The organism is Streptomyces sp. MUSC 14 (assembly GCF_001866675.1).
Taxonomy (GTDB): Bacteria; Actinomycetota; Actinomycetes; order Streptomycetales; family Streptomycetaceae; genus Streptomyces.
Genome location: NZ_MLYN01000074.1, coordinates 64,502 through 88,608, shown reverse-complemented (window position 1 = coordinate 88,608; position 24,107 = coordinate 64,502). Strand labels below are relative to the sequence as shown.

General features: G+C 74.9%; 17 protein-coding genes. 3 read left to right on the top strand and 14 right to left on the bottom strand.

Annotated features, from left to right (window positions below; all coding sequences use genetic code 11):
• Positions 1 to 31: 31 nt before the first annotated feature.
• The 11 genes from BIV25_RS39535 to BIV25_RS39490 form a co-directional block, all read right to left on the bottom strand.
• Positions 32 to 1,327, bottom strand: a complete 1,296-nt coding sequence (locus tag BIV25_RS39535) for a pitrilysin family protein (RefSeq protein WP_071377384.1) — start codon at positions 1,325 to 1,327, stop codon at positions 32 to 34.
• Entirely contained in the window at positions 1,324 to 2,634 is a 1,311-nt protein-coding gene (locus tag BIV25_RS39530) for a pitrilysin family protein (protein ID WP_071377383.1), read from the bottom strand. The genes BIV25_RS39535 and BIV25_RS39530 overlap by 4 nt, the downstream gene beginning before the upstream one ends.
• Positions 2,631 to 3,173, bottom strand: a complete 543-nt coding sequence (locus BIV25_RS39525) for a GNAT family N-acetyltransferase (RefSeq protein WP_071377382.1) — start codon at positions 3,171 to 3,173, stop codon at positions 2,631 to 2,633. Before BIV25_RS39525 ends, BIV25_RS39530 begins: the two co-directional genes overlap by 4 nt.
• Positions 3,170 to 4,090: an aminoglycoside N(3)-acetyltransferase gene (locus BIV25_RS39520; RefSeq protein ID WP_071377381.1), complete on the bottom strand. Its 921-nt coding sequence runs from the start codon at positions 4,088 to 4,090 to the stop codon at positions 3,170 to 3,172. Before BIV25_RS39520 ends, BIV25_RS39525 begins: the two co-directional genes overlap by 4 nt.
• On the bottom strand, positions 4,087 to 6,048 hold the full coding sequence (locus BIV25_RS39515; RefSeq protein ID WP_071377380.1) for a S9 family peptidase: 1,962 nt from the start codon (positions 6,046 to 6,048) through the stop codon (positions 4,087 to 4,089). The genes BIV25_RS39520 and BIV25_RS39515 overlap by 4 nt, the downstream gene beginning before the upstream one ends.
• Positions 6,045 to 7,322: a TfuA-like protein gene (locus BIV25_RS39510; RefSeq protein ID WP_071377379.1), complete on the bottom strand. Its 1,278-nt coding sequence runs from the start codon at positions 7,320 to 7,322 to the stop codon at positions 6,045 to 6,047. Before BIV25_RS39510 ends, BIV25_RS39515 begins: the two co-directional genes overlap by 4 nt.
• Positions 7,319 to 8,512: a YcaO-like family protein gene (locus BIV25_RS39505; RefSeq protein ID WP_071377378.1), complete on the bottom strand. Its 1,194-nt coding sequence runs from the start codon at positions 8,510 to 8,512 to the stop codon at positions 7,319 to 7,321. The genes BIV25_RS39510 and BIV25_RS39505 overlap by 4 nt, the downstream gene beginning before the upstream one ends.
• Positions 8,509 to 9,450: a JmjC domain-containing protein gene (locus BIV25_RS39500; protein WP_071377377.1), complete on the bottom strand. Its 942-nt coding sequence runs from the start codon at positions 9,448 to 9,450 to the stop codon at positions 8,509 to 8,511. The genes BIV25_RS39505 and BIV25_RS39500 overlap by 4 nt, the downstream gene beginning before the upstream one ends.
• Complete coding sequence (locus BIV25_RS39495) at positions 9,450 to 10,316, bottom strand: JmjC domain-containing protein (RefSeq protein ID WP_071377376.1); 867 nt, start codon at positions 10,314 to 10,316, stop codon at positions 9,450 to 9,452. The genes BIV25_RS39500 and BIV25_RS39495 overlap by 1 nt, the downstream gene beginning before the upstream one ends.
• A gap of 72 nt (positions 10,317 to 10,388) precedes the next feature.
• Positions 10,389 to 10,565, bottom strand: coding sequence for a hypothetical protein (locus tag BIV25_RS51720; protein WP_177235582.1), 177 nt, complete (start codon positions 10,563 to 10,565; stop codon positions 10,389 to 10,391).
• Positions 10,566 to 10,772: 207 nt separating this feature from the next.
• Complete coding sequence (locus BIV25_RS39490) at positions 10,773 to 11,441, bottom strand: DUF4097 family beta strand repeat-containing protein (RefSeq protein WP_071377375.1); 669 nt, start codon at positions 11,439 to 11,441, stop codon at positions 10,773 to 10,775.
• A 308-nt stretch (positions 11,442 to 11,749) separates the two neighbouring features.
• Between BIV25_RS39490 and BIV25_RS39485 the strand changes: the two genes are divergently transcribed.
• Positions 11,750 to 12,508 (top strand): thioesterase II family protein, encoded by a 759-nt coding sequence (locus BIV25_RS39485; protein ID WP_071377374.1) that lies wholly within the window; start codon positions 11,750 to 11,752, stop codon positions 12,506 to 12,508.
• A 76-nt stretch (positions 12,509 to 12,584) separates the two neighbouring features.
• Here BIV25_RS39485 and BIV25_RS39480 read toward each other — a convergent pair whose 3' ends face one another.
• Complete coding sequence (locus tag BIV25_RS39480) at positions 12,585 to 13,751, bottom strand: aminotransferase class V-fold PLP-dependent enzyme (protein WP_256257112.1); 1,167 nt, start codon at positions 13,749 to 13,751, stop codon at positions 12,585 to 12,587.
• Between the two features lie 472 nt (positions 13,752 to 14,223).
• Here BIV25_RS39480 and BIV25_RS49890 point away from each other — a divergent pair, with 472 nt between their 5' ends.
• Both BIV25_RS49890 and BIV25_RS39470 read left to right on the top strand, forming a co-directional pair.
• Positions 14,224 to 14,775, top strand: coding sequence for a hypothetical protein (locus tag BIV25_RS49890; protein ID WP_071377373.1), 552 nt, complete (start codon positions 14,224 to 14,226; stop codon positions 14,773 to 14,775).
• Positions 14,776 to 15,143: 368 nt separating this feature from the next.
• Positions 15,144 to 20,024 carry an AMP-binding protein gene (locus BIV25_RS39470; protein ID WP_177235581.1) on the top strand — a complete coding sequence of 1,627 codons (4,881 nt, stop codon included), beginning with the start codon at positions 15,144 to 15,146 and terminating at the stop codon, positions 20,022 to 20,024.
• A 59-nt stretch (positions 20,025 to 20,083) separates the two neighbouring features.
• On the opposite strand, the gene BIV25_RS39465 is transcribed toward BIV25_RS39470, so the two are convergent.
• Both BIV25_RS39465 and BIV25_RS39460 read right to left on the bottom strand, forming a co-directional pair.
• Positions 20,084 to 21,319 carry a helix-turn-helix domain-containing protein gene (locus BIV25_RS39465; protein WP_071377371.1) on the bottom strand — a complete coding sequence of 412 codons (1,236 nt, stop codon included), beginning with the start codon at positions 21,317 to 21,319 and terminating at the stop codon, positions 20,084 to 20,086.
• A gap of 659 nt (positions 21,320 to 21,978) precedes the next feature.
• Complete coding sequence (locus BIV25_RS39460; RefSeq protein WP_071377370.1) at positions 21,979 to 24,069, bottom strand: condensation domain-containing protein; 2,091 nt, start codon at positions 24,067 to 24,069, stop codon at positions 21,979 to 21,981.
• Positions 24,070 to 24,107 lie beyond the last annotated feature (38 nt).

Below are 24,107 nucleotides of genomic sequence, written 5' to 3'. Positions count from 1 at the left end.
TCCCATCGTCGTCGTTCCGGAGCGGTGCGCCTCAGGTGCCGGCGGGCGCGAGCGTCGGCAGGCCAGGGGTCCAGGCGGGGGCCACCACCACTCCGGTCAGACCGGGCGCGGCCAGGTGGGCCGCCGCGACGCGGGCCACGTCGTCCGGGGTCAGGGCGCGCAGCCGGTCCTCGTATCCGGCGAGCCAGCTCGCGGGCAGGCCGCTCGCCAGCACCGCGGCGTACGTCGAGGCCAGCCCGGACCTGGAGGAGCAGGCCATCGCCATGGAACCGACAGCGTAGTTCTGGGCGTTGCGCAGTTCCTGCGCGGTGAAGTCGCCGGCGGCCAGACGCTCCGTCTCCTCGGCGACGAGGTCGAGGGCGCGGGTGGCGCCGTCGTGCCGTACGTCGGCCTCCACGGTCAGCACGGCTCGCGGGCCCAGCGGGTCCAGGACGGCGCGGGGCGCGTAGGCGAGGCCCGAGCGCTCGCGCAGGACGAGGGTGAGGCGGCTGGCGTAGTAGCCGCCGAGCATGAGGACGGCCAGTTGCAGTGCCGGGTAGTCGTCGTGGCCCCGGCCGGGCACCAGGCCGCCCAGGCGCAGCAGGGTCTGCGGGGTGGCGGGGTGGAGCACGGTGGTGCGGGGGCGCGGGGCGGACGCCGACGGTGCGGCGGTCTCCTCGCGCGATGTGCCGCTCGCCCGGGGCAGCAGTCCGCTCGCCTGGGCCAGGAGTTCCTCGACGGGGCCCGGGCCGACGGCGACGGCACGGCGGCGGGCTGGGCCGGCGCTGTGCAGCAGGGCCTCGGTGTGCGGGCCGGCCACCTCGGCCGCATCGGCAGCGGTCGCGGCCCGGCCGTAGGGGTGCGGGCCGTAGACGGCGGCGAGGAAGCCGGTGCGGGCGAGCAGCGCGGGTGCCGGTTCGGCGGCGGTCAGCCGCCGGGCGACGCGGTCGGCCGCCTCGCGCACCCGCCGGGCCGTGTGCGGCCGGCCGGCGTCGAGGCAGTCGCGGATCCGGGTGCAGGTGGCGGCGAAGTCGTCGGCGAAGGTGCGTACGGCGATGACGGCCCGGTCGCTGCGCGCCTCCACCCGTACGGTCGCGAGGTCCGCGGCGGCCTCGGTGAGGGCGTCGCGCAGTGCCTCGGCGGTCACCTCGACCCGGGTCTGGTGCGGGCCGGGCGGTGACGACAGCGGGAACAGCAGCCTGCCCTCGGTCAGTTCACCGGTGCCGGCCCGCCGCACGGCGACGGCCGTACCGTGCCGGGTGGCCCGCTCGCGGTACGTGGGGGCGGCGAAGCCGGGGACGGGCTCGGGCTGCGCGGGCGCGGGCCGGGGTGCGACGGGGGCGGTCATGCTGCGGCTCCTGTCCGGGCGGGGCCGGTCGCGGTCGCGGAGGGCGTCGCCGGGGCCGGGAGACTGGTGAGGCGGGCGGCGGGGGCCGCCGCGTAGCGGGCGGCGACGGCGGCCACCTCGGTGTCGGGGAGCCGGTGCAGGGCGCCGGGCAGGCCGGCGAGGTGGAGCGGGTCGTCGTGGACGGCGGCTCCGACGCACAGCCAGGACGCCTGGCTCGCCACGGAGTCCAGCTCGGCGTGGAGCGCGAGGGAGAGCTGTCTGCGGATGCGGGCCAGGGGCTCGGCGATCCGTACGGTGCCGTCGGCGACGGCGGCGAGGACGGTGCGCAGGCAGTGTTCGGCCTCGTCCGGCTCGGTGTCCACGGGATGGGGGAAGTCCACGGCGAACAGCGCGTCGCGGGCCACGTCGAAGGGGTTGCCGGTGCGGTGGGCGCGGGCCCGGAACGCGCCCCAGGTGCGCCGGGTGCCCGGGTGGCAGCCGCAGTCGGTGCCCAGGGTGTCCAGCACTTCGCCGAGCAGCACGGTGGCGAGGTGGGCGCCGGGCTCGCCGGCCGGGTCGGGTGTACGGAAGCCGAGGGCGGTGCGCGCGGTGCGGGCGATCCGTTCGGTGCGCAGGGCCCGGCGGTCGGCGGTGAGCGGGGCCTCCGGGACGTGGGGGTGCGGCCGGCCGGTACGCGCCGGCACCGGGGCGAGGCGCTGTGCCACCAGGTCACGGGCGTACTCGGGGTCGAAGTCGCCGACCAGGGCGAGGTGCACGTCGCCGGGTGCGTAGGACTCCTCGAAGAATCGGCGCAGTTCGGCGGGGCCGAGGTCTTCCAGGGCCTCGATGTCGCCGTAACCGTTGTGCCGGTTCTCCCAGGTGTCGTGCAGCAGGGCGGGCAGGTCGAACAGGACCAGCCCGCCGTGCGGGCGTTGCAGCATGTTGCGGCGGATCTCGGCCTGGACGACGGCGATCTGCGCCGAGACGTGGCCGGCGCCGAGGTCGGGGTCGGTGAGCCGGTCGTGTTCGATGCGCAGCCCCAGGTCGAGCGCGCCGGCCGGGAGGATGGCGGTGTACTGGGTGTAGTCGGCCGCGGTGCGCGCGTTGGCGGTGCCGCCGGTGGCGGCCACCGCGTCGGTGAGCGGCCTGCTGCTGGAGGCGCCCTGGGCGAGGACGTGCTCCAGCAGGTGGGCGGCGCCCGCGACCGGCTCGTTGCGGAATCCGGTGCCCACGTGCAGGCAGGTGGCGACGACCTGGCAGCCGGGCAGCGGCTGGATCAGGATGCGCAGGCCGTTGTCGAGGCGCAGGGTGGTCGGCTGCGGGGTCATCGGGGCTCCTCGTCCCACAGGGGTGTGTCGGTGCGCAGCACCGAGTAAAGGACCTGGTCGTGCCAGCGGCCGCCCCGCCACTGGGCGGAGCGGAGGACGCCCTCACGGGTGAAGCCGGCCTTCTCCAGGGCTCGTTGCTCGCCGAGGTTGGCGTGGTCGGTCCAGGCCTGGACGCGTTCGGCCCGGGTGTGCGCGAAGAGGTAGCGGACCAGGAGGCGCTGGGCGGCGGTGCCGGTGCCGTGGCCCCGGGCGGCCGGGAACAGCCCGATGGCGATGGTCCAGCAGGACGAGGTGCTGGGGCGTCCCCAGGTCGAGGCGAACCATTCGACGCGGCCCACGGCGGCGCTTTGCGCGGTGACGGTGAGCACGCCGCCGTCAGGGCCGAGCAGCCGGTCCTCGGCGAAGCGGGCGCGCAGCCGGTGGGTGGAGGTGTACCCGAACCACTGGTAGGGGCCCGTGCCGTCCTCGGTGCCGAACTCCCCCTGGAACAGGTCGAGATCGCCGGGCGTGACGGGTCGCAGGGACACCTCGTGGGTCATGTGGTCCGCTCCTTGATGGCCGCTTCGGGGTGTGCCGCGCCGAATCGTCCGGCGGGCAACGGGGCCCCAGCATCCACCACTTCGCGCCAGCCGGGCGGCGGCACCCCCCGGCTCAGGTCGCGGTGTTCGGCCAGCCAGCGGCAGGCGAAGCGGACGAGCGGCCGCAGCGGTACGGCCCGGCAGAGCGCGCCGCCGACGCGTGCGGTGGCGAGCGGTTCGCCGGAGGCCTCGTAGGCGGCGCCGAGTGCGTTGAAGTCCCCCTCCCACACGAGGAGTTCGGGCACCTCGTGCCAGCGGGTGCGGCCGCGGCCGTCCGCTTCGGGCACCGCCCACAGGCCGGTGCGCCGGCCCGGGTACGCGGTGGCGTACTCGGCGAGGTGCAGAGCGGTGCACTTCTCCCAGGGCGCGCCGAGCAGCAGCACGGTGGCGTCCAGGTCCCACAGCCGGCCGAGCGGGCCCTGGGCGGCGAGCCGCCAGGCCGCCGGGTGGTCGCGCACGATACGGCCGGCGAAGGGGCCCTGGGCGGCGAAGGAGACGTGCGGGTGGCCGGAGCGGAGGGCGCCGGGCTGCGTTCGGAGCAGTTCGGGCAGCACGCCCATGGTGCGGGCGACCGGGGTGCGCAGCGGGTCGAAGGCGGGCATCTGGGCGGCGGTGTCCGGGTCGGCGGCGGCGCGGGCGAGGTCGGGTGCGCGCCAGGTCCGCGGATGGCACAGCTGGGGGGTGAAGGCGGGCATGACGAGGGTGCCCCGGGGGCCGACGGTGTCGCGCAGGGCGAGCAGGACGCTCTGGGCGCCGCCGACGACGTAGCCGAAGGAGCTGAGCGAGGTGTGGGCGATGACAGTGGCGCCGGGACCTACGCCGAGGCCGGTGAGGCCGTCGCCGAGGGCGGACCGGGTGACCACGTGCCGGTTCGTCATGGTGCCTCCTGCGGGGTGAGGCCGGGGGCGCCCGGGGTCATTTCGTCGGCCACGGCCGACAGGATCCAGCGGTACCAGGCGCGGATGTTGCCGGGCCGGCTGAGCGGGTGGGCCTCGGAGCGGAAGAACGCGACCTCGCTGCGGACGCCCTGGCGGGCGAGCGCGCGGTGGGTGCGCAGGGTCTCCGTGGGCGGGACGAGACTGTCGTGCAGCCCGTGCGAGAGCAGCACCCGGGTGCCGGGCCGTACGGCGCGCGGCGGGAGGCTGTTGATCTGGTAGAGGGGGCGCCACTCGGTGGGGTCCCCGAACTCCCGTATCCACTGCCAGCCCACGTCGCTGCCCTCGGCGACCTGGGTGAGGTCGAGGGGGGAGGCGTGCGCGACGACCAGATCGGGGTTGAGGGACTCGGCGGTGTTCAGGGCGAGGTAGCCACCGAAGCTGCCGCCCATGAGGGCGAGCGGGGCGTCCAGCAGGGCCTCCGCGGCGCGGACCGCTTCGACCTGGGCGGCGGCGCTGGTGACGGTTCCGCCGCGCCACTGGCGCCAGCCGGTGCGCAGGGCGTCCGGGTAGCCGAGGCTCAACGGCGGTTCGACGAGTACGACGGCGAAGCCGCAGGCGACGAACGGCCACGGGTTCCACCGCCAGGACCATTCGGTCCAGCTCTTGAACGGGCCGCCGTGGTAGAAGACGACGGTGCCGCGGGCCGGGACCCGCTCGGGCAGGCACACCCAGCTCGCGACCTGGCCGTCCATGCCGGGGATCCGCTGCGGCCGGTACTGGAGCGTGCCCGGCAGCGGTGGCGCCTCCGCGGACACGACGTGCTCGCCGGCGCCGTCGTGGAGCCCTGTCACCGACAGCGTGGGCGGTGTGTCGGGGGCGGAGGTCAGGACGGCTGCCCGGCCGGAGTGGATCCGGGCGTTCATCACCGACGCCGCGAGGGGCACCGGCCGCCATGCGGCGTGGTCCAGGTCGTGGACGTACAGGCGGCGGCGCGGCCCGGACTCGGCGGTGCACACCAGCCGGCGTGCACCGTCCCAGCCGACCGGGCGCTGCCACAGGCCGTGCTCGGCGGCGAGCAGGACGGGCGGGTCCAGCTTCTCTCCGACGAGGCAGGCGACCTGGGTGACGGGCTCGTTGCCGTGGCGCAGTGTGGTGCCGAGATAGGCGACCTGTCCGTCGGGGCCCTGCACCGGATAGCACAGGTCGACGGTGTCGGAGAACAGCTCCCGGGTCGCGTCGCCGCCGTCGACGGCGAGGGCGAGCAGCCCGAAGTTGCGTACGCCGTGGCGGTGGTGGCGGTAGACCCCGAGGAGCAGGGTGGCCGGTCCGGCCCAGGCGGCCTCGCCGGTGAGGACCAGGTCCGCGGGCACGTCGGGGGTGAGCCGGCGCGGGGCGGTGCCGTCCAGCGGGACCAGGTGGACCTGCCACTCGCCCTGCGGCTGCTTGGCATGGCTGAGCGTCATGTCGGAGCCCTCGGCCCAGACGGCGTCGGAACCCGCCAGCAGGCCCCCGGGATGCTCTCCCGGGCCGCCGAAGGTGCTGGTGGTCACCGCGATCGAGCCGCCACCGGGCCGGGGCGCGAGGGCGCCGACCCGTCCCTGGCTGGTCAGCAGGGCCTGTTCGGGGCCGCCGTCGGCGGGGCGCAGCTCCGTGAGCGTGCGTCCCTCGGCGCGGCGGACGCACACGTATCCGCCCGGCACGGGCAGCGCCTGGGTGCCCCAGGACACCGTCCAGGTGGACTCCCAGCCGCCGTCGGGGCGGCGCCGGTAGTGGACGAGGTGCGGGTGCTCGGCGCCGTGCCGGGTGGGGACGTCGACGCGCAGCAGCAGCCCGTCGCCGCCGTACGCGACCACCTCCGTGGGACGCGGCTCCACGCACAGCGACTCGGCCAGGGCCATGCCTTCGGCGATCCGGGCTGTCTGGTCGATCGCGGCGGTGGCCGGTGCGGTGGGGCTCATGCGGCCGCCGCCGGCGCGTGCAGGAGCCGGGCGACCAGGGCGAGGTCGAAGGCGCCGGCCAGCCGGGCGGCCTCGGCGGTGTCGCGGAAGCCGCGTTCCAGGGCGCTGAGCCGGTACTCGTGGTCCGATCCGGCCCGCCACAACTCCCGCAGCAGGGCGTGCCGGTGCGTGGTCGGGGCGGTCGGCGCGGCGGGCGGCAGCAGCAGCCTCAGGCAGCGCTCCTCCAGTTCGTCCAGGGTGCTGCCGGCGACCGCTTCGGCGGGCAGCTCCTGGTAGACGAGACGGCCCGGCGGCAGCCGGAAGGTGCGGGCGAGCAACCGTTCGTCGGCGCTCCAGCCCGCGGTGGCCTCGGTGGCCCGGGCCAGCTTGGCGTCGGGGCGGGGAGCGGGGGCGAACCCGGCCGCGCCGAGGAGCCGGCCGGCCGAGCCGGTGCGGCCGGTGGTGGCGGCGGCCAGGCGCAGGCTGTAGGCGAGATGCCGCTGGGGGAAGTCCACGGCGAACAACTGCATGCAGGCCAGGGCGAGCCGGGCGCTGACGGTGGAGCCCGGCTTGAGCGGCTGGTGCTCGAAGTCCCATTCCCTGCCGTAGGAGCTGGGCCAGGCGTCGGCGCTGCCGGGGCAGGCGGGGGGCGGCGGCACCGGGTGGGCGGCCAGGGCGTCCAGGGCGTGGCGGGCGTCGCGGGTCTTGATGTCGCCGTGCTGCTCCAGGTGGTCCAGGAGCAGTTGCATGGCATCGCGGTCGGGGCCGGCCGCGTGGCGCAGGCCCGTGGCGGAGCGTTCGGTGAAGTGCAGCCGGGCGGCGGCCTGTTCGAGGCGGGCCGCCCGGCCCGGGTCCAGCCGCCGTGCCCCGACCAGTTCGGCCAGCCCGTGCCGGACGGACACCATCGCCTCGGTCAGCCGGCGGGCGCCCGCGCTGTCGTCGGCGTGGAGTACGGCGACGTCGGCGTCGGCGACCAGACGTCCGGCGCGGGCCTCGGCGTACACCTGGCCGAGGCCCTGCATGCCGAAGCCGTCCAGTTCGGCGGCGCGCAGCGCGCCCAGGCTGGCGGTGCCCGCGACGTGCACACCGCGGGCGAGCTGGGCGAGGATCTCCTTGTGCCGGATGGGCGCGAAGTGCTGGTAGACGCCGTCCACGATGAGCACCTGGTCGCCCGGCCGCAGGCACAGGTCGAAGAGGTCGCCGTGTTTCACGGGCGGCAGGTAGACGAAGGGGCCCGCGGGCCGCTGCCGTTCGGGCAGGGTCGGGCCGACGAAGGCGATGCGGCGCGGGGTCACGTGAAACTCCTGCTGGCGAGGGACTGCGGGCGGGGGTGCTGCAGGGCGAGCCCGAGCCCCGGCGCGAAGACCTGGACGACGGCGGGCCACGGCTGTCCGCCGGGGGTGAGGTCGACGGCGATCACGGGTCGGCCGGTGGCGCGGTGCACGGCGGCGACGAGCCCGTCCAGCACCTCGCCGAGCGATGCGGCGGGCAGGGTCGCGCGGGGCATCGGCTCGGTGCGCCGCGGCGCGGGACGGGGCCGGTCCGCGGGGGCGCCCAGGCGGCGGAAGGTCCACTCGGGGATGTCGTCACGGCCGCCGCTGATGGTGGAGCCCCGGCTCTGTACGGCCTCCAGCAGGGCCCGTTCGGCGGCGATCGCGGGGTCGGAGTGGCAGCCGGACCCGGCGAAGATCTGCCACATCTCGGGCTGGGTGAGCCAGCAGGTGTACGCCCAGGTGCCCGGCACGGAGGGGATGCGCTCCAGGGCGACATCGGCTCCGGCGGCACGGATCCGGGCGACCACAGCGCCGAGCCTGTCCCCCACGGTGTCCAGGTCGGTGGCGACCGCGTCGCCCTCGCGCAGCCGGGCGAGGGCGTCCCGTTCGACGATCTCCAGCAGTCCGTGGAGCGCGGCCTCGACGTGGTCGTTGCCCGAGGCCAGACCATTGGTGGTGGTGACGAAGGTGGCCGGCTGCCAGTGGTCGCCGGCCCAGCCGCGCAGCCCGACGGCGGCCGACGGGACGAGGGCGGACGCGCCGCCGGCCAGGTCCCAGCCGCCGGTCCAGTCGAGCACGGTGCGGTCGTCGGCCAGCGAGACGGGGTGCAGGGACAGTTCGCCGACCACGTAGCCCGGGGCCAGCGCACGGGCGGTGTCATGGGCGGTGACGGCGGGCCGGGCCTGCTCGGCGACGGCGACCTCGACGGACTCCATGACGGCCGAGATACGGGCGGCGGTGTGCGAGATGCCCTTGCCGGCGCTGGCGACCAGGGTGGCGGCGGCCGGCCGGATCGCCGTCCACACCGGCACGTCGAGGATGTCGAGGCCGGTGAGGTCGGCGACCCGGGTGATACCGCGGGCGGAGAGCTGCGGGGCGAGGCGGGCCCAGGTGTCCTCCAGGCCGGTGGTGCGCAGCGTTCCCTCGGTGACGGCTGCGGGCCCCCCGCCGCTCATCCAGGGGGCGCGGCGGGACACTCGCAGCCCGGTCACCGGTGCTCCCTGCGCAGGGTGACGGCGGCCCGGGTCACGGCGTTCTCGTCGGCGGCGCCGAGATGGGTGAGCAGGGCCTCGCGCAGCAGCTCGGTGCGCTCCCGGAGGGAGTGCCGGTGGTGGCTGCCGTCCAGGGCCTGGAAGGCGGGGTCGCCGAGGAAACCGGCGAGGAGCACCTCGGCGAGGTTGTGCGCGGTGGGCTCCTCGACGGTGACGGCGACGTGGATGGAGTTGCCCTCGCGTGCGGTGGCGTAGTGCGGGGTGCCGTGCGGCATGTACAGCACGTCGCCGGGGCGCAGGGTCAGTTCGACGCGGCGGTCCTCCGGGATCGCGCCCTCGTGCAGGACGGAGTCGCCGGTGGAGGTCTCGTCGATGCGGCCCACCACCCAGTCCTTGACGCCGGCGACCTGGAGGATGAAGACGTGCGCGCCGTCGTAGTGAGCCTGCATCGCCGTCTTGCCGGGCGGGCTGAGGAAGACGAAGGACTCCAGTCCGCCGCTGAAGTGCGGCTCCATGGCCTTGACGAGGGTGCGGATGCGCGGGTGCCAGTGCTCGGCCTGGTTGAACTTGAAGGTGGCGCCGGCCGCGAAGTCCTCGCGGATCCGCTCGGGCTCGATGTAGCCGGTCAGTTCGTGGCCCACGACCCGCCGCTTGCGGGTCATGTCGCTGATCGCCGTGCGCACGCCCTCGTTGAAGATGGTGAAGTACGGCCGGGACAGCAGGCCGCACTCGACCTCGTCCCACATCTCCTGCTCGGTGATGAGCCGGGTGAGGTCGCTGTGCGCGCGCAGCAGGACGGGCTGGTTCGCCCAGTGGTCGCGGAAGAAGGCGTCGGCGTCGCCGACCAGGTGCTCCAGGCTGGTCGGCACCCCGTCGTACCCGGCCTGCTCCGCCGCCGGGGCGGCCTCGCGGATCTCGGTGGTCGTGGTGGTGGTCATCAGCCGATCGCCTCCCGCATCGTCTCGAGCGCCGTACGCGTCCAGTGGGCGCCGTCCAGGGTCCGCACCCGCTCGATCAGGGCCGAGCGGACCTCGCTGGTGCGCGCCGGGAGCGGGCGGGTCTGGAAGTGGTGGACGAGATCGTGCTCGTCGTCCAGGAACCGCCGCAGGAGGGCGTCGACCAGGTCCTCCGGGGTCGGCTCGGTGAGGGTGAACGTCAGATGGAGGGAGTCGCCGCCGCGGGCGACCGCGTCGTGCGGCCAGCCGTGCGGGAGATACAGCACGTCGCCCGGTTCGAGGGTGAAGACGTGGGTGGGCCGGGACGCGTCCACGTCCAGGCCCGCCGAGGCGCCGATCTGGTCGGGCTCGGCGTACAGGTGCCACTCCTTGCGGCCTTCGAGCTGGATGGCGAGCACATGGGCGGCGTCCCGGTGGGGGAGCATGCCGCGCGACTCCTCGGGCGTCCAGAAGACGTAGGAGTTGACCGCCACGGGCAGCATCTCCTCCAGCTCCCGCGCGATGTCGCGGGTGCCCCGGTGCCAGTCCCCCACCTGGTTCAGCTTGAGCGAGGCACCGCCCGCCATGTGGCGGCCGATGGCCCGGGAGTCGGCGAATCCGGCGACCTTGTGCCCGATCACGTCGCGCTTCGTCGTGTACGAGGACACCGTGGGCACCTCACCGTGCTTGAGCAGGGTGAAGTAGGGCCACTTGAGGAGGCTGGCGTCGAGGAGGCGCCGGATGTCGTCCGACGTGAGCAGTTCGGCAGGGTCTACGGCCTGCTTCTCGACGCGGTGTGTGACGCCCCAGGTGGCGTCCCCGAGGAGTCTGCCGGTCAGGGCGGCAGGCAGAGGAGTGGCTGTGGTCATGCGGATGCCGACCTTTCCGGTCCGTGGCGCCCGGGAGCGGTCCGCTCCCGGGCAGCACTCTGCGGGTACTTGTCAGGCCTCGTTGATCTGGCTGAGGACGGTCATGGGAGCGTCCGCAGCCTCCTCGTTGTTGTTGAGGACGGCGGCCTTCTCCGGGTCGAGGAGACCCTCACCCGCGAGGCGGGACTCGGCCGGCGAGGCGACGGCGTCGGTCTCGTTCAGGGACTGGAAAACGTCACGCAGAGCCATGCGGAACCTCCTTCGGGACCACTGCGTTTCAGTGGCCGTTCCTGGAGAGAACACGAGCGGGCTCGCTGCGCACTCGGGTATCCCTCGGAGTGGGCTGGAGTTCCGCCGGCCCACATGAGAAGGGGCGGCGTACACCGACGGTTGTCGGGTACGCCGCCCTCGGGTGGGACGCGTTGCGGGGGTGCCTCGTGTGGTAATGGCGGTTGCTCAGAGGCTGCGGGCCGTGACGTTGCCGTAGGCGGTGGTGGCCCGGATGTTCAGGGCGGGGCCGCCGCCGCTGTTCCTGAGGTCGTTGCGGATGCGGCCGTAGGGGGTGCCGGCGTCCAGGGAGGCGGAGACTCCGCGGGCGGCGTCGACGGTGATGTCACCGTGCTGGGTGCGCAGGGTGACGGCGCCGCTCATGGCCTCGGTGACGGTCAAGTCCCCCTTCTGGGTGCTGAGTTCGGAGATCCCGTGCAGCCGGCCGACGATGATGTCGCCGTCCTGGAGGGTGACGCGGGCACCCGCGGCCTCGTCCAGCCTGACCGTGGCCTGCTGGCCGTCGAAGGCGACGTCGCCGAGTCGTCCGACACCCCGGAGTTCGGCGAGGGACGCGTGCGCCTCGACGCGGGAGCCGGCGGGCAGTTCGACGGTCACCTCGACGGAGCCGGAGTTCCCGATGACCCGGTTGCCCGCCTCGGGGGTCTCGATCCGCAGGACGCCGTCGGCGTAGGCGACGGTGACCCGCTCGGCCGCCTTCACGTCACGGCCCTTGGAGGCGTCCGCGGGCAGGACCTCGACCAGGGTGTCGGTCCGGTCGGCGGCGATGAACTTGATGTGTCCCGCGGGGATGTCCAGGACGGCGGAGATGGCGGCGGGGGTGTCGAACTTCTGCATGGTGGGCTCCTTGGGCTCGTCGTTTCCGATGCCAGAAACGCTACGTTGCATTCATGAATTCAGCAACATGCTCGTTGCGCTAAATCTCGATCATTGCAGGTAGAAGCCGAGAAATCATTGCAATGATGTCGAATTTAACGCAACACCCCCTCCTCTGAGGATTGCAATGAGCAGAGGGTGAACGCTATGGCGGGCGACCGGGCCGCCCGCTCGGGCCGTGGGGCGCCGCCCGCCGCGTTCCACCACGGCTGTGCCGACGTGCCGTACGGTCGGCCGGGCCCGAACGGCCCGAAGGGGGACCCACCGACATGACAGCTTCCACGACGTCCACGAACGCGGGGACGGGCGCCTGGGTACGGCGCTTCGTCCCCGCTCCCGACGCCCCGCACCGCCTGGTGTGCTTCCCGCACGCGGGCGGCTCGGCGTCCTACTTCTTCCCGGTCACCCGCGCTCTCGCGCCGGGCGTCGACGTGCTCGCGATCCAGTACCCGGGCCGCCAGGACCGGCGCGACGAGCCCTGTGTCGACAGCGTCCAGGGGCTCGCCGACGCGCTGGTGGAGGAGCTGGCGGCCTGGTTCGACCGGCCGGTGTCGTTCTTCGGGCACAGCATGGGTGCCTCGGTGGCCTACGAGGTGGCGCGGCGCTTCGAGCGGCGCGGCCAGGTGCTGCACGGGCTGTTCGTCTCCGGCCGGCGGGCCCCGTCCACCGTTCGGGACGAGCGGGTGCACCTGCTGGACGACGCCGGGCTGATCGAGGAGATCAGGCGGCTCAGCGGCACCGACACCCTGGTGCTGGACGATCCGGAGATCCTGCGCATGGCCCTGCCGTCGATGCGCGCCGACTACCGGGCCGCCGAGACGTACCGCCATGTGCCGGGCCCGTTGCTGTCCTGCCCGCTGACCGCGCTCACCGGTGACGACGATCCCCATGTCACGCTCGACGAGGCACGGGCGTGGGCGGAGCACAGCGCGGGGCCGTTCGGCCTGGAGGTGTTCCCCGGCGGCCACTTCTACCTCGACGAGCAGGCGCCGGCCCTCCTTTCCGCTCTGGAGGAACGGCTGCGCTGACCACACCACGAGAACCCGGGAACCCGGGTCACGGGGCCGCCCATCGCCCCTGTGACCCGGGTTCCCGGCTTTCCGCTCACGCCCCCGGCTGCAACCGCCTGGTCTGCCGCGGGATGCCGGACACCAGGGACAGATGCCGCGCGGCCGGCCTGGCCGGTACGGCGGGCGACCGCGGTGCGGTGGACAACGCTTGCGGGGTGCGGGCGGGACGCGGGAGCCCCTCGGCCACGGCGGCCCGGAGGGCGTCGGCGAACAGCTCGATGTCCTCGGCGCAGTTGTCGTGGTCGACGGATGCGCGTACGGCCGTGACGACACCGCGTCCGGGCAGATACAGCGGGGTCTCCTGGGCGACCGTCTTCCATACGACGACTCCGCGGTCCGCGAGGCGGCGGCGCACCAGCGCGGCCGGCAGTTCCTCGTGCCGGAAGGTGACGATGCCGGACTGGACCCGGCCGGGGGCGATCAGTCCGGTGCCGGACGTGTTCTCCACGGCGGCGCGCAGCCGGGAACCGAGGTCCACGGGCGCGTGCGTGAGCGCGGGCGTGTGCCGGGCCAGTGCCTCGTTCAGCGCGGCGACGGCGGCACCGTGCGGCGGCGCGAGCGGCAGGCCGCCGTGCGGGGCCAGGGCCTGGCGCACCTGCGGGGCCACATAGGCGAACCCGACGGACTCCGGGCCGCGCAGGAAGCGCCAGCCGTCGCCGGTGAGCAGCTGGCAGCCGATGCGGGCGACGTCCACGGGAAGCTGTCCGACGGCGTAGGAGGCGTCGACGGCGTACAGGCAGCGGTAGGGGGCCAGGATGCGCCCGGCCTCCTCCACGGGGTTGACGATGCCGCAGCCTGCCGGGACATGCGCCAGGGAGACCAGGGCGAGGTCGTCGCCGGCGTGGGAGGCCATCCACTCCAGATCGATGTCGCCGTCCGGGCGCAGCGGTATGACGTCCAGCCGGCAGCGGGTGCGGGCGCGCAGGGCGAAGAGCGCGGTGAGGCTGGTGGCCGACTCGTAGGGAGTCGTCCAGACGCGGTCGCGCGGGCCGAGCGGGAGCCGGGACAGGACGGCTGCGAACGCGTCGGCGGCGCCGGTCGACAGGAAGGTGTCGCCGGACGGCGCGCCGAGCAGGACGGCCAGTCGCTCGTGGATCTCCCGGTGCAGGACGTCGTCGAGGCGTTCCTCCAATGCGTACGGCCCGTACCGGTCCTCGAAGCGCGTCCATTCGGTGAGGACCTCACGTACGGCGGCGGGCATGCGACCACGTCCGGCCGCGTTCAGGTGGACCCTCCGGCCACCGTGGGACATCGCGTTCACTTCCGGGGCCTCCCCCGTCACAGAGATAGTTGAGGCAACTTGTTGCCAGATGGTTGGCAATATATTGCCGCCGGGGACGGGGAGTTGGCAACATGGGCTCAGGCGGCGCTCAAGTGGATGGGGCCGGCAAGGGCCAACTGGGGCCGGGCTCAACCGTTTCCGGCTCCCTTTCCCAGGAATTGCCCAGCGTTGCCAGAGCTCCTGGGCTTCTGCCAAGAATTGACGTATTCGCAGGTCACTGGCGGTCTATCGAGGAAAGTCAGTGGAGTTCACCGGGGCTCTGGGGCGTATCTCGCGGCCCACTTGAGCCTTACTCGAATAATTCCCGAGCGATTCACGAGTCCTGCTTGCCAATCTTCTTGGCAGAAGGTTGCCAAGCAACGAACACGGAATTGACACCGAGGAGCCCGCCATGAACCGCATCGCCCGCATCGTCACCGTCGCCGCCACCGTCGCCGCCGCCGCGCTCTCCACCGCCACCACCGCCGACGCGATCGGCTGGCCGACGACGGCGAAGACGGTCTCCGCGTCGGACACCATCGGCTGGCCGACCACCACGACCGCCGTCACGGCCTCCGCCGACACGGGCATCGGCTGGCCCACCGCCCCCACCGCCATCAACGCCTCCGCCAACACCGGCATCGGCTGGCCGACCACCACGACCGCCATCACGGCCTCCGCCGACACGGGCATCGGCTGGCCCACCGCCCCCACCGCCATCAACGCCTCCGCCAACACCGGCATCGGCTGGCCGACCACCACGACCGCCGTCACGGCTTCCGCCGACACGGGCATCGGCTGGCCCACCGCCCCCACCGCCATCAACGCCTCCGCCAACACCGGCATCGGCTGGCCCACCGCCCCCACCTCCGCCAAGCCCGCCGGCGACATCGGCTGGCCCACCGCCCCCGCCTCCGCCAAGCCCGCCGGCGACATCGGCTGGCCGAAGGTTGCCTCTGTCTGATGTGCGCCCGGGCATCCGTGCCCGTCCCGTGACGCCCCCGCCGGCCACCGTGCCGCAGCGGGGGCTTCGGCGTTCCCGGAGGTGTTGTCATCTCCGGGCGCACTCCTGCGCCGACTGCTCAGCGGCGCAGAGCGACGGGCGTCGACTGATCCTGACTCACTGCCAGTTGGATGCCCCGGGCCGGGCAAGGCCGCCTTCCCGCTTCCCGGTTGGCAACCCCTGACTTCCGAACTGGCAACACTCCGTCGCCACCACCTGCAGCTCCATCACCGCTCGACCGAATCGAGATATCGCCTCAGGCCGGTGTTGCCAATATCGAGGCAATAGTTTGCCAAGCCGGAAGGCGCTGTCATAAGGAGCGAGTGCTGATGTCGTCCGTCCTGTCGGTCTCCGGTCTCGTCGAGCAGCAGGTCCAGGAGCGTCCCGACGCGATCGCGGTTCACTACCCCCAGCACGCCCATGGCCGCGGCGTCCGCCTCACCTACCGGGAGTTGAGCCGTGCGGCCAACCGTCTCGCCGCCCATCTGCGCGCCCGTGGCATCGGCCGCGGCGACCGAGTCGTGACGTCGCTGCGGCCCGGCCCGGAGATGGTGACCGCGTTCCTCGGGATCGTCCGGGCCGGCGCGGCCTACGTCCCGGTCGACCCCGCCGACCCTGCCGAGCGCCGCCGGCTGATCGTGCGCGACAGCGCGGCCGGCGCGGTACTGGCCGAGGGCGCGGACACCGCGGACTACGCGGACCTGGACACGCTGGTCGTCGACCTGGCCGCCGAGGCTCCCGAGATCGCCCGGCGCTCCGACGCCCTGCCCGAGCAGACCACCGGCCCGGACGACACCGCCCACGTCCGCTACACCTCCGGCACGACCGGCACCCCCAGGGGCGTCGTCGTACCGCACCGCGCGCTGCTGGACTTCGTACGCTCCACCGACTCCCTGCGGCCGGCCCCCGCCGACGTGGTGGCCCAGACCGCCGGCCCCGCCTTCGACGCGGTCACCTTCGAGGTGTGGACGACGCTCACCGCGGGCGCCCGGCTGGTCGGCCTCGGCGAGGGCACCGTCACCGACCCGGGCCGCTTCCAGGACGCGGTCCGCGCCCACGGTATCTCCGTGATCTTCCTGACGGCCGCCCGGTTCAACCTGATCGCCCGGGAGCGGCCCGCCGCCTTCGCGCCGCTGCGCACGGTCCTGTTCGGCGGCGAGGCCTGCGACCCGCGCCGGGTGCGCGAGGTGCTCGCGGCAGGGGCGCCCGAACGACTGCTGCACGTGTACGGCCCGAACGAGACGCCGGCGTTCGCCACCTGGCACCAGGTCACCGCGCCCACCGAGGGCGACCGTACGATCCCGGTCTCCCCGGTCGGCACCGGTGAACTCCCGCTCGGCGGAACCGGCGTGGCCACCGGCGACCCGGTGTGCCCGGCCGAGGCGGGCGCGCGGACCACCGAGTGGACGGAGATCCACGAGGCGCTCCACGACGATGCCTCCGCCGCCGGGCCGGGCGACGACTTCACCGGCTGGAACAGCAGTTACGACGCCCTGCCGATCCCGCGGGAGCACCTGCGGGAATGGCAGGACGCCACCCTCGACCGGATCCGCGAGCTGCCGCGCCGCCGGGTGCTGGAGATCGGTGCGGGCACCGGGCCGCTGATGGCCCGCCTCGCCCGCGACGAGGAGGTCCACGAGTACTGGGCCACCGACTCCTCCCCCGCCGTCGTCACCGCGCTCGGCGCGCAGGTGGCGGGGGACCCGGTCCTGACGGACAAGGTCCGGCTCAGCTGCCGGGGCGCCGAGGACACCCTCGGGCTGCCCGCTGGTCACTTCGACGCGATCGTCGTCAACTCGGTGATCCAGTACTTCCCGAGCCTCGCCTACCTGCGCACGGTCGTCGAGCGGGCCCTGCCGCTGCTCGCCCCGGGCGGATCGCTGTTCCTCGGCGACCTGCGCAACCTCGACCTCGCCCGCTGCTTCCGGACCGGCATCGCGCTGGCCCGGCCCGGGGCCGCCCGGGGCGACCGGGAGGCGCTGCTGCGCACCGTCGACCAGGAGGTCGCCGCGGAGACCGAACTGCTGCTCTCCCCCGCCCTGTTCGACGCTCTCGCCCGGGACCTGCCCGCCGTGCGCTCGGTCGACGTACGCACCAAGCGCGGCCTGCACCACAACGAGCTGACCCGCTACCGCTACGAGGCGGTGCTCTCCACCGCCGAGCCGGTCGCCGACCTCGCCGCCGCGCCGGTCCTGCGCTGGGGCCGGGACATCGCCGGCATCGCCGACGTCGTACACCGCCTGACGACGGCGCGCCCCGCCGCGCTGCGCCTGGCCGCCGTGCCCAACCGCCGGGTGCAGGACGAGTACGCGGCCATGCAGTCCCTCTTCGACCCCCGCGAGAGCATCGACCTCGGGCCGCAGGACGCGCTCGCCCCCGACCCGGAGGTGCTGTGCGAGACCGCCGAGCGTCTGGGCTACCGGGCCCTGCCCACCTGGGGCGAGAGCCCCGAACTCCTCGACATCGTCCTCCTCGACCCCGAGCGGATGCCGGCGGGCGCGCTGACCGGCGTGTACGCGGCACGCGTCGCCGGCCCCGAGCACCGCGCCGACATCCCGACCGCGCCGACGGCCCTGGACGCCCTGCCGCTGAACGCCGACGGCACGGTGGACCGCACGGCCCTGCCCGCGCCCGCGTCCGCCGACGGCCGACCCGGCACCCAGCCCGGCACGCCGATCCAGGAGATCGTCCGTGACCTGTTCGCCGAGGTGCTGGGCCTGCCGCGGCACAGGGTGCATGCCGAGTCCGACTTCTTCCGGATCGGCGGCCATTCACTGGCGGCGGCCCGGCTGTTGTCCCGGGCCCGCGAGACGCTGGGCACCGACCCGGGCAGCCGGGCGCTGTACGACGCACCGACCCCGGCCGCGTTCGCCGCGCTCGTCGGCGACGTCCGCGCCGTGGCGACCGGGCCGGGCGCCACCGCCGGCGACACCACGGAATTCTCGCTGCGGCTGCGCGGCACGCTGGACACCCGCGCTCTGGGAGCGGCCCTGGAGGACCTCGGCCGGCGCCATCCGTCGCTGCGCAACTCCCGGCTCGGCTCGGCCGGCACCCGGCTGCGCACGTCGGCGGCCGACGACCACGTGCTGGAACTGGACCTGCCCGGCGACTCGGTCGACCTGTGGTCCCGTCTGCCGCTGGCCGCCGAGCTGGCCCAGGCCTACGGGGCGCGAGCCACCGGGAACGCCCCGCGCCACTTCCCCTCCGGACTGGACGCGGCCCCCGTCGCGGTCCTCGGGGACCTGGCGCCCACCCCGCTGCCGGGCAGCGCGCCGCGGGCCGGTCACTCCTCTTACGGCACCGTGGAGAGCGAGCTGGACACGGAACTGCACGCACGGCTCGGCCGGTTGGCCGCAGCGCACGGCACCACCCTGTTCATGGTGGTGCACGCCGCGATCGCCGCCCTGCTGCACCGGCTTGGCGCGGGCGACCGGATCACCGTGGCCGCCCCCGTGCCGGCCCGGGACACCGCCGCGCTGCGCGAGGCCGTCGGCCCGTACGGGCGCGTCCTGGCCCTGACGGTGGACACGGGCGGCGACCCTGCCTTCACCGAGCTGCTGCGTCAGGTCCGTGAGCGGGACCTGGCCGCCTACCGGGACGGGGAGGCGGAGCTGGCGGCACTGCCCGGCGGGATCGCGCTGAGCGTGCTCCAGGAGTGTGCCGGCCGGTTCGCGGCGGCCGGACTGTCCGTGCAGGCCGAGCACTGCGCGCCCGCGGTCCCGGCCGCGGAGCTGACGCTGACGCTGACGGAGCGGCAGAGCCCCGCGGGCGCCCCGGCCGGCATCACCGTCACCACCACCTTCCGTCACCGGACGGTCGGTGCGACGGCCGCCGCTGCCCTCACCGGTCAGCTCACCGCCGTACTGCGCTCGGCCCTCGACGCGCCCGCGACCCCGCTCAGCCGGCTGCGGCTGCTGCCCGACCCGGCCGCGGGCCACGGGGTGTGGGCGGGTGCGGACGTCCCACTCGCCGGGCAGAACGTGGCATCGCTGTTCGCGGCGCAGGTCGCGCGGGCCCCCGAGGCACTCGCCCTGGAGGACCTGGACTACGCCGAACTCGACGCCCGCTCCGACCTGTTGGCGCACGCCCTGATCGCGCACCGGGCCGGTCCCGGCACCTGCGTACTCACCGCCCTGTCCGCACCGGCCGGGTTCGCGGTGGCCGCGATGGCCGTGGCGAAGACGGGAGCCGCGCTGCTGCCGGTCGACCCGTCGCTGGACCTCGCCGAGTCGCTGCACCCCGCGGTGCTGCTGCTCGACGAGACCGCGGACCTGCTGATGCCCGCCGTGCCCGGCGCGGCCCGGCTGGTGCGCGAGGACGCCGCCGACCGACTGCCGCCGGCCGGACACTGGCCGGTGACGGAGGCCGACCGGATCCGGCCGCCGCGCTCCGACGACCCGCTCCTGCTGCTGCCCGGCCAGGACGGCACCGTGGCAGTGGGCAGCGAGGCCGTGACCGCGGCGACGCTGGCCGCGCCGGCCGACACGGCCTGGCTGGTGAACGGCTACCCGGACGGGGACGCCGCGCTCGGGCTGCTCAGCGCCCTGGCCTGCGGCGCCCGCATCCACGTCCCGGACGGCTCGCTCACCCGGGACGTGCCGCACGAGGTGCTGGGCTGGCTGCGCCGGCAGGGGGCCCAGGTGGTGCTGGGCGGCGCCGACGACGTGTTGTGCGCGCTGGTGTCGCTCGCCCGGACCGAGGGCGCCGAACTGACCGTGAGCGGCGGCTGGGCCGAGGGCAGGCTCGTCGTCGAGCGGGTGCCCGGCGCCCCGGCCCGGCCCGCCCCCGGCTACCGGGCCTACCTCCTCGACGCGCTGCTGCGGCCGGTGGGTCCGGGCGAGACCGGATCCCTGTACATCGCGGGCGCCGGCGTGGCCCAGGGCTACATCGGGGCGCCCGGGGCCGGCGCCGAGCGGTTCCTGCCCGACCCGTTCGGCCGCCCGGACGGCACCACGGCCCGCATGTGGCGCACCGGGCACGCCGCCCGCCTGGACGAGGACGGCAACCTGCGGGTGCTGGAGTACGCGGCCCACGACGACCCGTTCGCCGAGGAGTTCGCCACCTTCGTGGTGCTGGCCGACGCGAAGGGCCACCGCGCCCTGTGGCCCGCGACGGCCGCCGTCCCCGCGGGCTGGTACGAGACGCACGCCGAGGACCTGTACGAGCTGTGTCTCGACCACATCAACGACCACCTCGGCGACCCGTTCTAGGTGCCGCCCGTACTCCGCGCCCGGGAACGCCGGGCCGGGGAACGTCGTGAACCGGGCGGTCACACCCCGGACGCGGCGGAGCCCCGCTCCGCGGCGGCCCCGGCCAGGGACTCGGCGAGGATGCGCCAGATCTCCGCGGCGAGGTCGATGTTGGCGTCGGCCTGGGCCTGTTCGGCGAGGGCGCGCAGCCCCTGGACGCCGCTGTCGTCGCCGGAGCGTATGCGCAGCTGCTGGCGCAGGATGTCCAGCCGTACCCGGTCCCGGTAGGTCATCCGGGGCTCCACCTCGGCGAGTTCACCGAGCAGGACGCGGGCGTCGTCGTACCGGGAGGTGAGGAAGGCGAGGTCGGCCTTGAGCGCGGTCAGCTCCTGGCGCAGGCCAGGGGTGTCGACGAAGGCGAGCGCGGGCTCGGCGGCCATGACGCACCGCTCGGCCGCCTCGGGGTCCGGTGGCAGCTTCTGCAGGTGCAGCCGGCCGGCCGCGAGCCGCAGCCGCAGCCACAGCACGAGGTCCTCGCCGCTGCCGAACCGCTCCAGCGCGTCCTCCAGATATCCCTGCGCGGCGGTGTGGTCGCCCTGCCGCAGCCGCACCGCGGCGGCGGTCCACATCGCCTCCGCCCACAACGCGTCCGAGCGGCCCGCGACCAGCTCGACCAGCTCGTCGGTGTGGGCCCCCGCGTCCGGCATGCGGCCCGCCTCGGCCTCCACCGAGATCAGGGCCAGCAGCACCGCGGCACGGTCCTCCACATCCAGGGCGTCCTCGCGGGCGAGGTGATGGGCCGTCATCGCGGCGTCGAGGGCGGCGTTGATCTCACCCAGCGAGCGCAGACAGCGGGCGAGCCGGGTCAGTCCGCGTACCCGCAGCGTGACCAGCCCGACCGCCTCGCCGAGCCGTACCAGCTCCTCCAGGTCCTCCCGCTCGCCGAGGTGGTCGCCCTGGACCCGCCGCTGCCGGGCCAGTTGCCACAGCGCCTGCCAGCGCAGCACCGGCGCCTCGTGCCCCTCGGCCGCGAGTGCCTCGCGGAGGGTTTCCATGGCCGTCTGGGATCCGGTGGACGCGACCAGCGTCAGCGCGTGGGCGAGCGAACCGCCGGCCGGCTCCTCGAAGTCCGCCGGCTCCAGGTCCAGCCGGCCGGCGAGGTAGGCGACGGCCCGCTCGGTGGGCTGGCGGGCGCCGGACTCCAGCCGGGAGAGGTATCCCGTGGACATGCCGTCACCGGCCAGCGCGGTCTGGGACAGCCCCCGGGCCTGTCGCAGTTTGCGGAGACGACGGCCGAACGCGGGCTGATGCAGCATGTGACCATTCCCTGGGGCGGACGAGTGGGGGGGGGTGGCTGCCGGGCGGGACGGTGGAGCCACCGGCCGAGAACCACCCGAAGCCGCAACGAGCGTAGGGCGCCGGGCAAGTGCCGGGCAATGTTTTGCCAGGTGCCAGGCCCCGGATCTCGTGCGAACCTCACGGAACTCTCTTGCGTTCCTCTACCGGCTCTCCAGTGATTGCGGGGAGCATCTCGAGCGACGGCGCCGGTACCAGCGCACCGGCCGTTCCCGGTCACGGGAGCCGTTCTCGTTCACGCCCACGGGAGTCGTCCATGAAGCACTCGGTTCCTGCCCGCCACGCTGCCCGCGAGGGCCGCGCCGGCCCGCCGGGACCGATACGCGCCGCGTCGGACGAGGACGACATCGGCTGGCCCAGGAAATGATCCCGCCCCACGGCCGTGCCGGGCGGAGCATGTGCACGCAGGGCACGTCCGGGCAAGTCCCCTGACGCACGCGGGGCCCGGCGCCTCAACGCCGGGCGGCCGACGCGCTCGCCTGCCGCAGGGCGCTCGCCAGACTCCGGGGCCCGTCCGGATCACCGCAGGCGCCGCCGACCCCCACGGCCGTGCCGGGCGGAGCATGTGCACGCAGGGCACGTCCGGGCAAGTCCCCTGACGCACGCGGGGCCCGGCGCCTCAACGCCGGGCGGCCGACGCGCTCGCCTGCCGCAGGGCGCTCGCCAGACTCCGGGGCCCGTCCGGATCACCGCAGGCGCCGCCGACCACGACCAGAGGCGGGCGCATCCCGGGCCCCGTGATCTGCCGGGCCAGTTCGCAGGCGAGGGCACCGACGCCGGAGTACCCGCCGAGGACCAGCCGGCCGCCCGAGCGGGCCAGGCTGCCGAGGGCCCCGGCCTGGGCGGCCTCCTCGCCGGCGGTGAGCCGGAGCGCGGTCAGCGCCTCCGGCCCTTGGTAGTGCCGTACCAGCTCCCAGTGCCCCGTGCGCGGCGCGCCCGGGACGTCGAGCAGGCACACGGTCGCCGCCTCCGGCGCCAGGGCACCGCGCAGCGGCACGAGCGGCGCGGGCTCGGGGGCGGGCGGGCCGTCCGGTACCGGGGACATGACCGCGTCGGGCAGCCAGGCCAGCACGTCCCCCACGGTGGTTCCCGCGGTCGCCGTGCCGGGCAGCAGGCGCAACAGCCGTACGGTGTGCGCCAGCAGGGTGCGGGCGGCGCCGCCGTCGACGAGGCCGGGGTCGTAGACGCAGGTGAGCACGAGCCCGCGCCGGGCGTCGTGTCCGGCGCGCAGCCGCAAGGCGTACCCGGCCGGGGCCCCGGCGGCCTCCTGCTCCTCCACACGTATGCCGTGCGCGGCGAGTTCCGTGCCGTAGGCGGCTTCGGCGCGCGGGCCGCAGTCGAAGGCGAGCAGGCCGCCGGCCCGGGTCCCGCGGTCGCGTCCGGGGGCCGCTCCCCCGGACGCGCCCCATTCGCAGGCGGCCATGTCCATCACCAGGTCGCGCAGTTCGCGCAGCAGTCCGGGCAGGTCCCGCGTCGCGTCGACGTCGACGGTGACGGGCAGCGCGTTCTCGAAGGGGCCGGGGACGCCCTCGATGCCCTCCAGGAGCAGTCCCCGCCCCGGGAAGTCCAGACCGAAGCCGACGGTCGCGCGCCCGGGCGCGGCATCGGACGCGCGGTACAGCAGCATCGCCCACACCGCCTGGAGCACACTGCTCTCCGCGACACCCCAGTGCGCCGCCCAGTGGGCCAGGTGCGCGCTGCGGTCCGGGGTCAGGGCGGTGCGCAGCACGCCGGTGCCCGCGCTGCCGGCGGGCCGGTGCGGGCCGGGCCGGGGCACGGCGCGCACGGCCGGCCGGTGGGCGGGCACCGGCGTGCAGCCGTCGGCCGGGCCGACGCCCTGGGCGCGGAGCCAGCGGGCGCAGTCGCCCAGGTCGGGACGGCGTTCGCCACCGGGCAGCACCCCGTCGGCGAGGTAGGCGCGGCAGCACTCGCGCATCAGCAGCCGAACGCTCCAACTGTCCAGCAGGGCACGGTGATAGGTGACGATGACCTCGGTGAAGGGTGCCGCCGCGTCGGCGGGGCCGCTGTCCAGCAGCGCCACCCGCGCCGCACCGGGGCGGCGCAGGTCGAAGCCGCGGGCACGCTCGCGGGCCAGGAGCGCCGCGCGCCGGATCACCGTGTGGTGCGGGTGCCGGACGACGTCGGTGGGGCCGTGGTCGAAGACGACGGCCCGCGGCCGCGGGTCCCATACGAAGCCGGTGCGCAGCACGCTCTCCCGCCCGCAGACGGCCTGCCAGGCCGCCTCGAAGCGCGCGGCGTCGAGGGGGCCGTACCAGCGCCAGACGAGCTGCTCGATCTGGTGGTCGGGCCAGGCCAGGGCATCGGCGAGCCGTTGCCGCTGCAGGGGGGTGACCGGCTGGGTGCGCGACAGCGTCCCGCAGGGCGGACCGGCCGGTCCGGCGGCGGGCCCGGCGCCGGGCCCTGCCTCGGGATCGGGCCCGGGGGCGGCGGTGAGCAGGTCGGCGAGCAGGCCGACGGGGTAGGGCGCCGACGCCGCGTCGTCGTGCGGGAGTTCGACGGTGTGCAGGCCGGGGCCGTGCCGCAGCAGCCGGGGCCCCTGGTGCCGCGCGTCCGGGCGGATCTCGGCGATGTGGTGCAGGGCCCGGTGGAAGCACGCGGTGTCCAGTGGCCCGTGCAGTACCAGGGCGCTGTGGGCACCCCGCTCGGGGTCGATCACCGCGCACACACCGGCAGGCCGGCCGTCGTTCATCGCCTCCCCCTCCTGGACACCCCCGTACGGAACGGACG

Coding starts and splice junctions, on each gene's coding strand:
- BIV25_RS39460 (WP_071377370.1), bottom strand. CDS start 24,069: ATGAACGACGGCCGGCCTGCCGGTGTGTGCGCGGTGATCGACCCCGAG.
- BIV25_RS39485 (WP_071377374.1), top strand. CDS start 11,750: ATGACAGCTTCCACGACGTCCACGAACGCGGGGACGGGCGCCTGGGTA.
- BIV25_RS49890 (WP_071377373.1), top strand. CDS start 14,224: ATGAACCGCATCGCCCGCATCGTCACCGTCGCCGCCACCGTCGCCGCC.
- BIV25_RS39495 (WP_071377376.1), bottom strand. CDS start 10,316: ATGACCACAGCCACTCCTCTGCCTGCCGCCCTGACCGGCAGACTCCTC.
- BIV25_RS39530 (WP_071377383.1), bottom strand. CDS start 2,634: ATGACCCCGCAGCCGACCACCCTGCGCCTCGACAACGGCCTGCGCATC.
- BIV25_RS39465 (WP_071377371.1), bottom strand. CDS start 21,319: ATGCTGCATCAGCCCGCGTTCGGCCGTCGTCTCCGCAAACTGCGACAG.
- BIV25_RS51720 (WP_177235582.1), bottom strand. CDS start 10,565: ATGGCTCTGCGTGACGTTTTCCAGTCCCTGAACGAGACCGACGCCGTC.
- BIV25_RS39535 (WP_071377384.1), bottom strand. CDS start 1,327: ATGACCGCCCCCGTCGCACCCCGGCCCGCGCCCGCGCAGCCCGAGCCC.
- BIV25_RS39515 (WP_071377380.1), bottom strand. CDS start 6,048: ATGAGCCCCACCGCACCGGCCACCGCCGCGATCGACCAGACAGCCCGG.
- BIV25_RS39525 (WP_071377382.1), bottom strand. CDS start 3,173: ATGACCCACGAGGTGTCCCTGCGACCCGTCACGCCCGGCGATCTCGAC.
- BIV25_RS39480 (WP_256257112.1), bottom strand. CDS start 13,751: ATGCCCGCCGCCGTACGTGAGGTCCTCACCGAATGGACGCGCTTCGAG.
- BIV25_RS39520 (WP_071377381.1), bottom strand. CDS start 4,090: ATGACGAACCGGCACGTGGTCACCCGGTCCGCCCTCGGCGACGGCCTC.
- BIV25_RS39470 (WP_177235581.1), top strand. CDS start 15,144: ATGTCGTCCGTCCTGTCGGTCTCCGGTCTCGTCGAGCAGCAGGTCCAG.
- BIV25_RS39490 (WP_071377375.1), bottom strand. CDS start 11,441: ATGCAGAAGTTCGACACCCCCGCCGCCATCTCCGCCGTCCTGGACATC.
- BIV25_RS39500 (WP_071377377.1), bottom strand. CDS start 9,450: ATGACCACCACCACGACCACCGAGATCCGCGAGGCCGCCCCGGCGGCG.